Genomic DNA, 15,109 nt, shown 5'->3' with positions numbered 1-15,109 from the left:
TGGGACCCGGCCGCCGAGCACGGCCGGGAGATCGCCTACACCCCCGCGCGGGTGCTGATGCAGGACTTCACCGGAGTTCCGTGCGTGGTCGACCTGGTCGCGATGCGCGATGCCATCGCCGCTCTGGGTGGCGACACGAAACGGATCAACCCGCTGTGCCCCACCGAGCTGGTGATCGACCACTCGGTGATCGCCGACGTCTTCGGCCGCGCGGATGCCTTCACGATCAATGCCGAGCTGGAGTTCGAGCGCAACTCCGAGCGCTACCAGCTGCTGCGCTGGGCGCAGCAGGCGTTCGACGACTTTGCCGTGGTGCCGCCGGACACCGGGATCTGCCACCAGGTCAACCTGGAGTATCTGGCCCGGGTGGTGTTCACCCGCGACGGCGGCCCAGACGGTCAGGGACCGATGGCCTACCCGGACACCCTGGTTGGCACCGACTCGCACACCCCGATGGTCAACGGCCTCGGTGTGCTGGGCTGGGGTGTTGGCGGCATCGAAGCCGAGGCGGCCATGCTCGGGCAGCCGATGAGCATGCTGATCCCGCCGGTCGTCGGCCTGAAACTCTCCGGTGAGCTGCCGGCCGGCACCACCGCCACCGACCTGGTGCTGACCGTCGCCGAACTGCTGCGGCGCACTGGGGTGGTCGGCAAGTTCGTCGAGTTCTTCGGGCCCGGGGTGGCCAACGTGCCGCTGGCCAACCGCGCCACCATCGGCAACATGAGCCCGGAGTACGGAGCCACCTGCGCGATCTTCCCCATCGACGCCGTCACACTGGACTACCTGCGGCTGACCGGCCGCCCCGCACACCGGATCAAGCTGGTGGAGGCCTACGCCAAAGAGCAGGGCCTGTGGCACGACCCCGAGCACGAGCCGAAATACTCGCAGACCCTCGAACTGGATCTGGGCTCCATCGAACCGTCGATCGCCGGGCCGAAGCGCCCGCAGGACCGCATCCCGCTGCGTGCTGCCCCGCACGCGGTGGCCGGGTTGCTCAACGGCGCCAAGACCACCGCGGAGGCGCTGGCCGGACTGGACGAGGCGTCCGCGGAGTCCTTCCCGGCCAGCGACCCGGTCGCGTTCAGCCAGGACCGCGCCGGCGACAAACCGCGCACCCCGTGCTGCGACGGCGACGAGCACCAGTGGCCGTCGGCGGCCGTCGCCGTCGACCTGGCCGACGGCACCCGCACCGAAGTCGACAACGGGCACGTGGTGATCGCCGCGATCACCTCCTGCACCAACACCTCCAACCCTTCGGTGATGGTGGGTGCCGCATTGCTGGCCAAGAAGGCAGTGGAGAAGGGCCTGTCACGCAAGCCGTGGGTGAAGACCACGCTTGCCCCCGGGTCGCGAGTGGTCACCGACTACTACGACCGGGCCGGCTTGACGCCGTATCTGGACAAGCTCGGCTTCAACCTGGTCGGCTACGGCTGCACCACCTGCATCGGCAACTCCGGACCGCTGATCCCGGAGGTGAGCAAGGCCGCCGTCGACAACGATCTGACCATCTGTTCGGTGCTTTCCGGCAACCGCAACTTCGAGGGCCGCATCCACCCGGAGGCCCGGATGAATTTCCTGGCATCCCCTCCCCTGGTGGTGGCCTATGCGCTGGCCGGCACCCTGCGCGTCAACCTGCTGCACGATCCGATCGGCACCGGCAGCGACGGCCAACCGGTGTACCTGCGCGACATCTGGCCGACAGCAGCCGAGATCGACGCCATCGTCAGCGACTGCCTGCAGGCCGAGATGTTCACCAACAGCTACGCCGACGTGTTCACCGGCGACGAGCGCTGGCGCAGCCTGCCGGTCCCCGACAGTGACACCTTCTCCTGGAACCCCGACTCCACCTATGTGCGTCAGCCGCCGTACTTCGACGGCATGACCCCGCAACCCCAGCCGGTCGCCGACATCACCGGAGCGCGGGTGCTGGCCAAGCTGGGCGACTCGGTCACCACCGACCACATCAGCCCGGCCGGGTCGATCCGGTTCGACTCGCCCGCCGGAAAATACCTCTCCGAACACGGTATCGAGCGCAAGGACTTCAACTCCTACGGCTCACGGCGCGGCAACCACGAGGTGATGATCCGCGGCACGTTCGCCAACGTCCGGTTGCGCAACGAGCTGGCACCGGGCACCGAGGGCGGGTTCACCCGGGACTTCACCCAAGCCGCCCAAGGCGGCGAAGCGCCGGTGACCACCATCTACGACGCGTCGGTGAACTACATCGCGGCGGGCATCCCGCTGGTGATCCTGGCCGGCAAGGAGTACGGGTCCGGCTCGTCTCGGGATTGGGCGGCCAAGGGCACCGCGCTGCTCGGGGTGCACGCTGTGCTCGCCGAATCCTACGAGCGGATCCACCGGTCCAATCTGATCGGGATGGGGGTGCTGCCGCTGCAGTTCCCCACGGGGCAGACCGCCGACAGCCTCGGGCTGACCGGTGAGGAGACCTTCGACATCACCGGTGTGACCGCGCTGGGCGACGGGATCCCGCGCACCGTGCAGGTGCGGGCCGGCGATACCGAGTTCGACGCGGTGGTACGCATCGACACGCCCGGTGAAGCCGACTACTACCGGCACGGCGGCATCATGCAGTACGTGTTGCGGAAGCTGCTCAGCAATCGTGACGGACCGAACACGCACCAAGAAAGGTAAGGGCAGCGATGGCTGAAACCATGTTCCACTCAATGACTCCGGAGATCAACAAGCGCCGCAGGGAGTTGGCGCCGAAGATCCTCGACGCGTGGGAAGCGTTCAGCCAAGCCGCATTCGCCGAGGGCGCGCTGTCGGAGAAGACCAAGCAGCTTATCGCCGTCGGGGTCGCCCACACCACCCAGTGCCCGTACTGCATTCGCGGACACACCAAGGTGGCCCGCAGCAAAGGTTGCAGCGACGAGGAGATCATGGAAGCCGTCTGGGTCGCCGCCGAGATGCGCTCGGGCGCCGCGATGGCGCACTCCACCCTCGCCATCGAAGAACTCTCGAAATAGGCGGGACCGCGGGTGAAGGGCACCAGCGCCTGGATCCGAAAGCCCAGCAGGCCGTGCCGGGGATGGATGTCTATGTCCGGCACAGCGAGCTGGATCCCGGAACTGGTCAAGATCCGCGCGTCTCAGCTCAACGGGTGTGCGTGCTGCCTGGACATGCACGACCGCGACGCTCACAAGCGCGGGAAGCCGCCCCTTCCCGACGTTTCCGCTGCGTCCTGAGCGCGGCGCTCCGTCGGTAGGCTGTCGACCATCGAGATCGGCAATTATCGGCCGATTCACCTTTACCGAACCCAACTCGGTGGTATACCGAAACAATGCGTTCGGTGCAACCAATGTGATCAAGACTTCCGGGGGCCGCCACTAGAACCCGCGACGGTCGTCGAGCCTGGCCACTCTGGGTCCTCTGGATCGCTGCGGATCGCCGAGTGCGTTGCGTGACGGCACGCGAAAGAACGGTGGGTTTCCATGACGCCGATGACAACAGCCACATCAGGAGCGTCGCTGGCACCGTTGCTGCCGGGCGGAGAACCGGTGGAATTGCTGCTGCGCCGGGCGCAATTCTTCACCCCGGGCACGCCCTCACCGGATCATCGCGAGGTGCACCGCCAGGGCGGCCGGGCGGCTGAGGAGTTCTACCGGCAGCGCTGGCGGCACGGCAAGGTGGTGCGTTCCACCCACGGGGTGAATTGCACCGGCTCGTGTTCGTGGATGGTCTACGTCAAAGAGGGCATCATCGCCTGGGAGACCCAGGCCACCGACTACCCGTCGGTGGGTCCGGACAGCCCCGAGTACGAGCCGCGCGGGTGTCCACGGGGGGCGTCGTTTTCCTGGTACACCTATTCCCCGGCACGGGTGCGCTACCCCTACATCCGGGAACCGCTGCTGGCGATGTGGCGAGAGGCACGAGCCCGGCTCGGTGACCCGGTGACCGCGTGGGCGGAGATCACCGGTGATCCCCAGCGGGCGGCGCGCTACAAGTCGGCGCGCGGCCAGGGCGGCTTCCTGCGTGCGACGTGGGACGAAGTCAGTGAGCTGATCGCCGCCGCGCACGTGCACACCGTCAAGGAATACGGGCCGGACCGGGTGGTGGGCTTTTCGCCGATCCCGGCGATGTCGCCGGTCTCCTATGCCGCGGGCACCCGGTTCCTGTCGATGATCGGCGGGACGGTCCTGTCCTTCTATGACTGGTACTCCGACATGCCATGCGCGTCGCCGCAGGTCTTCGGCGACCAGACCGACGTGCCGGAGTCCGGCGACTGGTGGAACGCCGCCTACCTGATCATCTGGGGCACTAACCTGCCGATCACCCGCACCCCCGACGCGCACTTCATGGTCGAGGCCCGCTACCGCGGCCAGAAGGTCGTGGTGGTCAGTCCGGACTACTCCGATCACACCAAGTTCGCCGACGACTGGCTGGCCTGCGCGCCCGGCACCGACGGCGCGCTCGCGATGGCGATGGGACATGTGGTGCTGACCGAGTTCTTCCGGGACCGGCAGGTGCCGTATTTCCAGTCCTACGTCAAGACCTACACCGACCTGCCGTTCCTGGTCACCCTGCGCAAGCGCGAAGACGGGTATGTGCCCGACCGGTTCCTCACCGCCGCCGACTTAGGCCCACAGGGCCAGCCGGTTGACGACGCCGCGCACCGCACCGTGCTGCTGGACTCGGCCACCGGGGAACCGGTGGTTCCCAACGGCACCCTGGCCGATCACTTCAGGGACGCCGGCAAGGGCAGATGGAACCTCGAACTCGGTGACATCGATCCGATGCTGACGCTGTACGGCCGCAGCGCGGACGCCGTCGCGGTGGATTTGCCTCGTTTCGACGTCGGTGACACTGAGGGCGGGTCCGCGATCCGCCGCGGCGTTCCGGTGATGCGCCTAGGTGAACATGTGGTGACGACGGTGTTCGACCTACTGATGGCGCATTACGCGGTTTATCGCGATGGGCTGCCGGGCCAGTGGCCGACCGGGTACGACGATGCCGGCCAGCCCTACACGCCGGCGTGGCAGGAGGCGATCACCTCCGTGCCGGCCGCCGCTGCGGCCCGGGTGGGTCGCGAGTTCGCCCGCAACGCCGAGCTTTCGGGCGGCCGCTCGATGATCACGATGGGCTCGGGCACCAACCACTGGTTTCACTCTGATCAGATCTACCGCACTTTCTTCACGCTGACCATGCTCTGCGGTTGTCAAGGCGTCAACGGCGGCGGCTGGGCGCACTACACCGGGCAGGAGAAGATACGGCCATTCGTCGGGTGGCAGCAGGTCGCGTTCGGGCTGGACTGGCAGCGCCCGGCCCGGCAGATGACCGGCACGTCGTTTTTCTACCTGCACACCGACCAGTGGCGCTACGAGCAGTTCGGCGCCGACGAGCTGGCCAGCCCACTGGGCCGCGGCATCTTCCGGGGCAAGGCGATGGTCGACGCGCTGGCGCAGGCCTCGCGGCTGGGCTGGACGCCGTCGTTTCCGACCTTCGACCGCAATCCGCTGGATCTGACCGACGCGGCTGCCGAGGCCGGTAAGCCCGTCGCCGACTACGTGGTCGATGAACTCAAGGCCGACCGGCTGCATTTCGCCGGGGAGGACCCGGACAACCCGGTGAACTTCCCGCGGGTGCTCACGGTGTGGCGGTCCAACCTGTTGGGATCCTCAGGCAAGGGCATGGAGTACTTCATGCGCCACCTGCTCGGCGCCGAAAACGCGGTGCGCGCCGACGAGACGCCGCAGCACCTGCGGCCCGCGGAGGTGCGCTGGCGCGACGAGGCACCACAGGGCAAGTTGGATCTGGCCGTGACCATCGACTTCAAAATGACGTCCACCTGCACGTATTCCGACATCGTGTTGCCGGCGGCCACCTGGTATGAGAAGCACGACCTCTCGACTACCGATATGCACCCGTTCGTGCACTCGTTCAACCCGGCCATCGCCCCGCCATGGGAGGCACGCACCGACTTTGACGCGTTCACCAGCATTGCCCGCGACTTCTCCCGGCTGGCTTGCCAGCACCTGGGCACTCGCACCGACGTGATCGCCGCCCCGCTGATGCACGACACCGCCGACGAGTTGGCCCAGCCCGGCGGTGTGGCCGATTGGCGGCGCCGTGAGTGCGAGCCGGTGCCCGGGGTGACCATGCCGAAGCTGGTGACGATCGAACGCGACTACACCGCGGTCGCCGACAAGATGGCCGCGCTCGGTCCCCTGGTAGAAAATGTCGGCACTTCCGTGAAAAGCATCAGTTGGAAACCAGTTGCTGCCGTGGACTTTCTGGCCCGGAACAACGGCATCGTGCGCGGCGGGGCCGCAAACGGTCGGCCGTCGCTGGCCCGCGACATCTACATGGCCGATGCGATCCTGGCACTGTCGGGCACCACCAACGGCGCGGTCGCCATGCAGGGCTGGCAGGCGCTGGAGGAGCGCACCGGGGTGAAGCTGGCCGACCTGGCCGAGGAACGCGCTGGCGAGCGAATCACCTTCGAAGACACCCAGATTCAGCCGCGGGCGGTGATGACTTCGCCGGAGTGGTCGGGCAGCGAGAAGGGCGGTCGGCGCTACTCGCCGTTCGTGGTCAACGTGGAGCGCAAGAAGCCCTGGCACACGCTGACAGGCCGGATGCATTTCTTCCTCGACCACGACTGGTTCGCCGAGTACGGCGAGTGGCTGCCGGTTTACCGTCCGCCACTGAACTACGCCCGGCACTTCGGTGAGCAGGGCCTGGGCGAGGACGGCCGGCCGGAGATCACGGTGCGCTACCTCACCCCGCACTCGAAGTGGTCGATCCACTCCGAGTACCAGGACAACCTGCACATGTTGCGGCTGTTCCGCGGCGGACCGGTGATCTGGATGAGCCCGGAAGACGCGGCCACGATCGGGGTGGCCGACAACGATTGGATCGAGTCCTACAACCGCAACGGTGCGGTGGCCTGCCGCGCCGTTGTCACGCACCGGATGCCCAAAGGCACGGTGTTCATGTACCACGCCATGGACCGGCACCTGATGACGCCGATCACCGAGGTGTCCAGATTGCACGGCGGCGGCGACAACGCACTCACCCGGTTGGTGATCAAGCCGACCCATATGGCTGGCGGCCGCGCGCAGCTGTCGTATGGGTTCAACTATTACGGCCCCACCGGAAGCCAGCGCGACGAGATCACCGTGATCCGCCGTCGTTCGCAGGAGGTGCAGTACTGATGCGGGTGATGGTCAACGTCGCGATGGTGATGAACCTCGACAAGTGCATCGGTTGCCACACCTGCACGGTCACCTGCAAGCAGGTGTGGACCAACCGCCCGGGCACCGAGTACGTCTACTTCAACAACGTCGAAACCAAACCGGGCATCGGTTACCCGAAACGCTATGAGGATCAAGAAAAATGGCATGGCGGTTGGACTCTGGACCGCAAGGGCCGGTTGCAACTCATGGCCGGCGGCCGGGTGCGCAAGCTGATGTCGATCTTCTACAACCCGGACCTACCTAGCATCGACGACTACGGTGACCCGTGGACTTATGACTACCAGACCGTCATCGACGCGCCGCTGGGCACCCCGAACCCCGCCGCGCATTCCATCTCCGCGCTGACCGGATACGACATGAAGGTCAACTGGGGCAGCAACTTCGACGACGACCTGGCAGGCGCACCGGAGCTCGCCGTCGACGACCCCAACCTGGCCGGGCTCGAACAACAGGTGAAGATGGAGTTCGAGCAGGTGTTCATGTTCTACCTGCCGCGCATCTGCGAGCACTGTCTCAACCCGTCCTGTGTGGCGTCGTGCCCATCGGGCGCGCTGTACAAGCGCGCCGAGGACGGCATCGTGCTGGTCGACCAGGACAGGTGCCGGGGCTGGCGGTTCTGCGTGTCCGGTTGCCCGTACAAGAAGGTGTACTTCAACCACCGCACCGGCAAGGCCGAGAAGTGTACGTTCTGCTACCCGCGTGTCGAGCAGGGGTTGCCGACGATCTGTTCGGAAACCTGTGTGGGCCGGCTGCGCTACCTGGGCCTGTTCCTCTACGACGCCGACAAGGTGCTCGACGCGGCTGCCACACCCGACACCCAAGACCTCTACGAGGCACAGCTGGGGGTGTTCCTCGACCCGCACGACCCGCAGGTGCAGGCCGCCGCCGAACGCGACGGTATCCCCCACGACTGGGTCGAGGCGGCGAAACGTTCGCCCTGCTACGAACTGGCGGTGCGACACCGGGTGGCGTTGCCGCTGCACCCGGAGTACCGCACGCTGCCGATGGTCTGGTACATCCCGCCGCTGTCGCCGGTGGCCGACGTCGTCAACGCGGCCGGTTACGACGCGGAAAACCCCGACAACGTGTTCGCCACCATCGACTCGCTGCGCATCCCGATCGACTACCTGGCCAACCTGTTCACCGCCGGCGACTCCGCAGTGATCCGGTCTGTGCTGCGCAAACTCGCTGCGGTGCGGAGCATTCAGCGCGCCGCACAGCTGGGCCTCGACGTCAGCGAGGACCTGCCGGCCAGCGTGGGCGCCGACGTCGACGATCTCGAAGACCTCTACCGGCTGCTGGCCATCGCCAAATACGAAGAGCGCTATGTGATTCCGCCCGCGCACGCTGAGGAGGCGGGGCGGCTGATGGGCCAGCACGAACAACTGTTCTGCAGCCTCGACACCGACGGCGGCCCCGGGATGGGTGGCATGGGGCCAAGCGGGCCGCACGGTGTCGGGTCTTATCACCCGCCGCACTACCAGTCCCCCGCCCCTACGCAGCCAGCCGCTACCGATCGTCGTCCGCCGCGGTTCAACCTGCTCAACTGGAACGGCAGAGATCCCGCCCCGGGCATGTTTCCGTCGAGCGGGCCCGCGTGAACTGCGCCGGCGACGATGCAGTGGGGGTACCTCCCGCTTGCGGGGGACGAAGCGATGAGGAGGAGCGGCGCTGATGAACACGGCGACGGTCAAACTCGCCTCGGTGCTGCTGCAGTATCCGACCGCGGCGCTCTTCGACGGGCTGGGCGAACTCGACCGATTCGCCGCGACGACCGGTCCGAAGCCCGCCCGGGACTCCTTTCAGCGTTTCCTGGGCTGGCTGCGCGACACGCCGTCGACCGAGGTCGCACAGCACTACGTCCACACCTTCGATCTGCGCCGGCGCTGCGCGCTGTATCTGACCTACTACCGCTACGGCGACACCCGCAAGCGCGGCATGGCGATGGTGGTCTTCAAATCGGCCTACCGCGATGCCGGCTTCGTGGTGGCCGAGGACGAGTTGCCCGACTACCTGCCCATCGTGCTGGATTTCGCCGCACTGTGTCCGAAAGGCGAGCGGCTGCTGTGCAGCCACCGCACCGATCTCGAACTGCTGCGCCGCGGCCTGGTGAGGGCCGAGTCGCCGTATGTGGAGGTGGTCACTGCGGTGACCGCGGCGCTACCCAAACTCGGAAAGCGGGAACTCGGTCAGGTTCGTCATGCGTGGAAGGCCGGCCCGCCCGCCGAGGACGTGGGCCTGGAGCCCTTCGCGCCCCCTGATTATCTGTCCGGGTACGGGGCCGGCTATATCCCTGGAGAAGCGGGAGGCGATCGATGCCACACATAACCACCTGGCACCTGTGGTGGTGGGTGATCCTGCCGTATGCCGCGATCGTCGTCTTCGTCGTCGGCCATATCTGGCGATGGCGCTATGACCAGTTCGGCTGGACCAGCCGCTCCACCCAGTTGCAGGAGCGCCGGTTGCTCAAGTGGGGCTCTCCGCTGTTTCACTACGCCACCTTCGCCGCGATCGCCGGGCATGTGCTGGGCATCCTGGTCCCGAAGGCGTTCACCGATTGGCTCGGTATCCCGGAGAGCTTCTACCAGAAGCTCTCTGCCATCGCGGGGTCGGCCGCCGCGATCGGGGTGCTGATCGGCGGCGGAATTCTGCTGCTGCGCCGCGCCACCGTGCCGCGGGTGCGGGCCACCACCAGCGCCGTGGACTATCTGGCGCTGATCCTGCTCGGCATCATCGTGATCCTGGGCATCTACCTGACCCTGGGGATCGAAGACCCCACGCACTACGAGTACCGCAGCACGGTCGGGGTGTGGTTCCGCAGCCTGTTTGCCTTGCACCCGAACGTCCACGCGATCGTGGGAGCCCCGCTGATGTATCAGATACACGCCGTCGCGGCCTGGGCAATCTTCCTTGTCTGGCCGTTCAGCCGGTTGGTGCACGCGTGGAGCTTCCCGCTGTGGTACCTGTGGCGTCCCTACATCGTTATTCGCAGCCGGATCGCGCTGCGCCCCAAAGAGCCTGGTACCGGTGGGCGGAAGTGGCGCAAAATCGGTGTCCCGTACTGATAACCAGTTGACCGTGGAGCAATCCGCGGGCGTCCGGCAAGCGGTGCGAACGCTCAACCCGGGCTACTTCGCGCTGGTGATGGCGACCGGCATCGTGTCGGTCGCCATGAACCACCCGGCGAAGCACCTCTCGGCGTTGCTGCTGTGGGTGACCGCCGTGGCCTACATCATCTTGCTGATTGTCTCGGCAGCGCGAATCATCTTCTACCATAAGGAGTTCAGGGCTGACCTGTCCGATTCCGGCCGCGCCTTCGGGCTGTTCACCTTCGTCGCGGCGACCAACGTGCTGGGCACCAGGCTGGTCATCGACGGTCACAACGCCGTCGCGTTCGGCCTGCTGATGGTTGGCTGGCTGGTCTGGCTGGTGCTCGGTTCCCTGGTGCCCTGGACCGCGGTGCGGGGCCCCGCGGAACGGCCGGTGTTGCAGCGGGCAAACGGAACCTGGTTCATCTGGGTGGTGGCCAGCCAGTCGGTTGCGGTGCTGGCCGCGGTGCTGGAGCCGGACACGGCGGAGCCTTGGCGGCCAATCCTGGCACTGCTCGCGGTGACCTCCTGGGCGATCGGAGTGTTCCTCTACGGCGCCGCCGGAATCTTCGTCGCTGCGCGCCTGCTGCTCTATCCGCTGCAGCCCGAGGAACTCACCCCGCAGTACTGGGTGTCGATGGGCGCCACCGCGATCACGGTTGTCGCGGGTGCCCGCATCGTGGAGATGGCCCAAGCGCCGATGGTCAACGCCACTCGCGGTCTGGTCGCCGGGACGTCGGTGGTGTTCTGGGCCTTCGGCAGCTGGCTGATCCCACCTTTGCTCGCCGCCGGCGTCTGGCGGCATGTGGTGCACAGAATCCCGTTGCGCTACGAAGCCCCGCTGTGGAGCATGATCTTCCCGCTCGGCATGTACGGGGTGGGCGGGACCACCCTGGGGCACGCCGACCGGCTGCCGATCGTCTACCACATCGGCGCATACGAAAGCTGGATCGCATTGGCCGCGTGGGCCGTGACGTTTCTGGGGATGCTGCACCACCTGGTGCGCACCCTGGGCTTCTTGGGCGTCGATACCAGCACCTGAGGGCGTGAGCCACCCGCACGAGGGTGCGTGTCCCCGTATGACACGCCGTGGCGAGGGCGTATTTTGCGCACGCTCGGCCGCGGTGCTAGCCGGTTTGCCCTAGCCGGTGCGCCCTAGCCGATACACCGGCCGTCGGCGGCGAAGAAATGCAGATGCTCTCTTTCGGGGTGCAACCGCAGCCGGCTGCCGCGCCGAGCGGGATAACCGCCCGCCACCCGGGCGATGACGGATTGTGGTGGTGTGCTGTCGGAGCGCGCGATTCGGCCGTACAGGTAGGCGTCGGCACCAAGTTCCTCGACGACGTCCACCTCTATGTCGACTCCGCAATCGCACACTTGAAAGTGTTCCGGCCGCACGCCGAGCACCAGATCGCTGCCGGCACCGGCGATTTCGCGACTGACCGGGATAACGTAGTCACCCAGCGCCACCGAACCGTCAAGCACTGGAAGGGTGAACAGGTTCATCGCCGGCGAGCCGATGAACCCGGCGACGAACACATTTGCCGGGTTACGGTACAGCTCACGCGGCGCCGCGAACTGTTGCAGCAGCCCGTCGCAGAGTACTGCGACCCGATCACCCATCGTCATCGCCTCGACCTGGTCGTGGGTGACGTAGACGGTGGTGGTGCCCAGCCGGCGCTGCAGCTCCGCGATCTGGTTACGGGTTTGCACCCGCAGCTTGGCGTCGAGGTTCGACAGCGGCTCGTCCATCAGGAACACCTGCGGGCGCCGCACAATCGCCCGGCCCATAGCGACCCGCTGGCGTTGCCCGCCGGAGAGATCTTTCGGTCTGCGGTCCAGGTAGGGCTGCAGGTCCAGCAGTCGCGCGGCATCAGCCACCCGCTGCCGGATCTCGGCCTTGGGTGTCTTGGCGACTTTCAACGCGAAGCCCATGTTCTGCGCCACGCTCATGTGCGGATACAGGGCGTAGTTCTGGAACACCATGGCGACGTCTCGGTCCTTGGGGTCGGCGTCGGTGACGTCGCGCCCACCGATGCGGATTCGCCCGGTGTCGACCGGCTCGAGCCCGGCCAGCATCCGCAGTGTCGTCGTCTTGCCGCACCCGGACGGCCCGACCAGGACGACGAACTCGCCGTCGTCGACGGCCAGGTCCAGCCGATCCAGCGCCGGGCGGTCACTGCCGGGATATCGCCGGGTCGCCTGTTCGAAGGTCACCGATGCCACTGTGCCGGCCTCGTTTACCGTCCGCCGAATCCGGTGGACGCAATACCGCTGATGAAGGCGCGCTGCGCGACGGCGTAGATGGCCACCAGCGGCACCAGGATCAGCATCGACGCCGCCATCAGCACCGGCCATTCGGCAACGTATTGGCCTTGCATCCACACCAGTCCGAGGGTAAGGGTGGCGATGCTTCGACGCTGAATCATCAGCAGCGGCCACAGGAAGTCATTCCAGACGTTGACCCAGGTCAACACGGCAAGCACCATGACTGCGGGTGTGGCGTGCGGCAGCAGGATTCGCCAGTAGATCTGCCACGGCGAACACCCGTCCAAAATGGCGGCCTCCTCCAGGTCGATCGGCAGGGTGGCGAAGAACTGCCGCATCAGGTAGGTGCCGAACGCGCTGCCGAACAGCCCCGGCACGATCATCGCCCACATGGTGTCGGTCCACCCGAAGACCCGCATCACGATGAACTGCGGGATCACCGTGACCGTCAGCGGCACCATCAGCGTGGCCAGGTATCCGACGAACAGCGCGTCGCGGCCGGTGAACGGCAGCCGGGCGAACGCGTAACCGGCCAGGGAGCAGAAGAACACCTGCCCGGCCGTCACGCACCCGGCGTAGAGCACGGTGTTGAAGAACATCCGCAGAAACGGCATCCGGGTGAACACGTCGGCGTAGTTCGACCACTGCGGGTGAGCGGGAAGCAGCGTGGGCTGGCTCACCTCGGCTAGCTTTTTCAGCGACCCGGACAGCGCCCAGAGGATCGGGAACAACGCGCACGCGGCGACGACGCCGAGTGCGGCGTAAGCGCTCAGCAGCCTCGCGATGCTCCCCTTCATCACGGTTTCACCACTGCCCCAACGCATTCCGACGCGACAGCCGCAGCTGAAGCGCAGTCAGCACCAGCAGCACCGCGAACATCGCCCACGCCAGCGCCGATGCGTAGCCGAAGTCCAGGAAAGCAAAGGCCTGCTGGAACACCATGATGCCCAGCACGTAGGTGGCGGTCTCGGGTCCGCCGTTGCTGCCGGTGAGGACGTAGACCAAGTCGAACGCCTGGAATGCCTTGATGACCGAGATCACCACCACAAATGACAGCGCACCGCGGATCATCGGCACGGTGATCCAGACGAACCGGCGGATCTGGCCAGCGCCGTCGATGCGGGCCGCCTCGTGCAGGGTGTCCGGGACGCCCTGCATGGCGGCCAGCAGAATCACGGTGGCGAACGGCACGCTCTGCCACACGCTGACCAAACACAGCGAGACCATCGCCCAGTGCGGTTCGATCAGCCACGGCACCGCGGGGATGCCGACCCAGCCGAGCATGATGTTGAGCAGTCCGTTGTCGGTGTTGAACACGAACTGCCACACCACCGCCATCACCACCGCGGACACCGCCAGCGGAAGGAAGACGACGGTCCGGAATACGCCGATCCCCTTGAGTTTCAGATTGAGCACCCCGGCCACCGCCAAGCTGATCACCACGGTCGGAATCAGCGTGCCGAGGGTGAAAACCACCGTGTTGCGCACCGCGATGCCAAACAGCGGGTCGGTGGTGAAAAGGTCGCGAAAGTTCGCCCAGCCGACGAACTTCGGCGGCGTGAACAGATCCCACCGCTGCACACTCATGTACAACGAGAACCCCAGCGGGAACACCATGAACACTGCGACCGCGGCCAGGTTCGGCGCGACGAACAACCGTCCCGCCCGCGCGCGCCGCCCGGTCGCTGTCATGGCGCCGCTCTCCCCCGCAAGCGGGAGGTGCCCCCACCTCGTCGCTCCGCTCCGCATCTCGCCGACGCGCTCACGGGTTGGCCAGTACCTCGTCGACCTGCGTCGCCAGTCTGGTCTTCAGCGAACTGGCGGGCCGGTGTCCGCGCAGCACAGGCCCGAAAGCGCGGTCCATCAACGCGTTGACTTTCTGCCAGGCCGGGGTAATCGGCAACCCTTCCGAATGGGCTGGCCCTTCGGTCAGCACCGCCAGATTATCGACACCAGGATGCGCGGCGGCGAAACCGGGCGAGTCGACCGCCGACCTCAGCACCGGCACGAACAGCCCCGACTGTCCGATCAACGCCTGCCCGGCCCGGCCGGCCGCGAACTTCACGAACTCCCATGCCTGCTCCTTGCGGCGGCTGCTGGCGGCGATGGCCAGCCCTGTGGTGCCGATATCGGAGCGGGCGGCACCGCCGCCGCGGAGTTCTTCCGGGCCGGTCGGCAACACCGTGACGTCGAAATCCAGACCGTCGGCCCGGGCGAACGTCTGGAAACGCCAATGCCCGCCCAGCGCCATCGCCGCCTTGCCCAGCGCGAACAGGTTCATCGTGGACATCGACTGGGTGTCCGACGCAACCGGGGCCACCCGGTGCACGTTGGCGAGGTCGGCGTAGAACTGGACGCCGTCGACGAACTTGTCGTCACCGAAGTTGAGGTGCGTCGGGTTCATTCGCGGGGTGGACCACGGGATGCCGTTGTTCATGCCGAACAACCCGGCCGAGTAGGACGGCGCCCAGGTGTCGACGAAGCCCCACTGGGTGACTCGGCCGGCCTTGTTGCGCCGGGTGAGCGCCGCGGCGG

The 15,109-nt window shown here is 66.7% G+C and carries 11 protein-coding genes and 2 pseudogenes; 9 read left to right on the top strand and 4 right to left on the bottom strand.

The window, feature by feature from the left end; translation table 11 throughout:
• The 9 genes and pseudogenes from AC2VOP_RS13045 to AC2VOP_RS13005 all read left to right on the top strand — a co-directional run.
• Positions 1-2,652 (top strand): aconitate hydratase (locus AC2VOP_RS13045; protein WP_486961363.1); only part of this gene is annotated, 2,652 nt, incomplete at its 5' end.
• Positions 2,653-2,660: 8 nt separating this feature from the next.
• The gene (locus tag AC2VOP_RS13040; RefSeq protein WP_486961362.1) at positions 2,661-2,987 is read left to right on the top strand and encodes a carboxymuconolactone decarboxylase family protein; all 327 of its coding nucleotides are present in this window, start codon (positions 2,661-2,663) and stop codon (positions 2,985-2,987) included.
• A gap of 66 nt (positions 2,988-3,053) precedes the next feature.
• Positions 3,054-3,173 (top strand): annotated as a pseudogene (locus AC2VOP_RS13035) (carboxymuconolactone decarboxylase family protein); the annotation flags it as partial.
• 288 nt (positions 3,174-3,461) lie between these two features.
• On the top strand, positions 3,462-7,175 hold the full coding sequence (locus AC2VOP_RS13030; RefSeq protein WP_486961361.1) for a nitrate reductase subunit alpha: 3,714 nt from the start codon (positions 3,462-3,464) through the stop codon (positions 7,173-7,175).
• Positions 7,175-8,818, top strand: a complete 1,644-nt coding sequence (gene narH, locus AC2VOP_RS13025) for a nitrate reductase subunit beta (RefSeq protein ID WP_486961360.1) — start codon at positions 7,175-7,177, stop codon at positions 8,816-8,818. The genes AC2VOP_RS13030 and narH overlap by 1 nt, the downstream gene beginning before the upstream one ends.
• A 5-nt stretch (positions 8,819-8,823) precedes the next feature.
• Positions 8,824-8,892 (top strand): annotated as a pseudogene (locus AC2VOP_RS13020) (16S rRNA (guanine(966)-N(2))-methyltransferase RsmD); the annotation flags it as partial.
• The gene (narJ, locus tag AC2VOP_RS13015; RefSeq protein ID WP_486961359.1) at positions 8,892-9,545 is read left to right on the top strand and encodes a nitrate reductase molybdenum cofactor assembly chaperone; all 654 of its coding nucleotides are present in this window, start codon (positions 8,892-8,894) and stop codon (positions 9,543-9,545) included. The pseudogene AC2VOP_RS13020 and the gene narJ, both read left to right, overlap by 1 nt.
• Positions 9,533-10,282, top strand: coding sequence for a respiratory nitrate reductase subunit gamma (gene narI / locus AC2VOP_RS13010; protein ID WP_486961358.1), 750 nt, complete (start codon positions 9,533-9,535; stop codon positions 10,280-10,282). Before narJ ends, narI begins: the two co-directional genes overlap by 13 nt.
• 13 nt (positions 10,283-10,295) lie before the next feature.
• Positions 10,296-11,348, top strand: coding sequence for a tellurite resistance/C4-dicarboxylate transporter family protein (locus AC2VOP_RS13005; protein WP_486961357.1), 1,053 nt, complete (start codon positions 10,296-10,298; stop codon positions 11,346-11,348).
• Positions 11,349-11,461: 113 nt separating this feature from the next.
• Here the strand turns inward: AC2VOP_RS13005 and AC2VOP_RS13000 are convergent, their stop codons facing one another.
• From AC2VOP_RS13000 to AC2VOP_RS12985, 4 genes are all read right to left on the bottom strand, one after another.
• Positions 11,462-12,532 (bottom strand): ABC transporter ATP-binding protein, encoded by a 1,071-nt coding sequence (locus tag AC2VOP_RS13000; protein ID WP_486961356.1) that lies wholly within the window; start codon positions 12,530-12,532, stop codon positions 11,462-11,464.
• Positions 12,533-12,546: 14 nt separating this feature from the next.
• Positions 12,547-13,371: a carbohydrate ABC transporter permease gene (locus AC2VOP_RS12995; protein WP_486961355.1), complete on the bottom strand. Its 825-nt coding sequence runs from the start codon at positions 13,369-13,371 to the stop codon at positions 12,547-12,549.
• Positions 13,372-13,378: 7 nt separating this feature from the next.
• A complete protein-coding gene (locus tag AC2VOP_RS12990) occupies positions 13,379-14,266 on the bottom strand; it encodes a carbohydrate ABC transporter permease (protein WP_486961354.1) in 888 nt (295 codons plus the stop codon).
• Between the two features lie 70 nt (positions 14,267-14,336).
• Positions 14,337-15,109, bottom strand: a 773-nt coding sequence (locus AC2VOP_RS12985) for an extracellular solute-binding protein (protein WP_486961353.1), incomplete at its 5' end; no start/stop codon positions are given.

The organism is Mycobacterium sp. TH-M106 (assembly GCF_057473765.1).
Note: the sequence above shows the minus strand (reverse complement) of the source record. Positions and strands in the feature narration are given on the sequence as shown.

Coding starts and splice junctions, on each gene's coding strand:
- AC2VOP_RS12995 (WP_486961355.1), bottom strand. CDS start 13,371: ATGAAGGGGAGCATCGCGAGGCTGCTGAGCGCTTACGCCGCACTCGGC.
- narJ (WP_486961359.1), top strand. CDS start 8,892: ATGAACACGGCGACGGTCAAACTCGCCTCGGTGCTGCTGCAGTATCCG.
- narH (WP_486961360.1), top strand. CDS start 7,175: ATGCGGGTGATGGTCAACGTCGCGATGGTGATGAACCTCGACAAGTGC.
- AC2VOP_RS13040 (WP_486961362.1), top strand. CDS start 2,661: ATGGCTGAAACCATGTTCCACTCAATGACTCCGGAGATCAACAAGCGC.
- narI (WP_486961358.1), top strand. CDS start 9,533: ATGCCACACATAACCACCTGGCACCTGTGGTGGTGGGTGATCCTGCCG.
- AC2VOP_RS13030 (WP_486961361.1), top strand. CDS start 3,462: ATGACAACAGCCACATCAGGAGCGTCGCTGGCACCGTTGCTGCCGGGC.
- AC2VOP_RS12990 (WP_486961354.1), bottom strand. CDS start 14,266: ATGACAGCGACCGGGCGGCGCGCGCGGGCGGGACGGTTGTTCGTCGCG.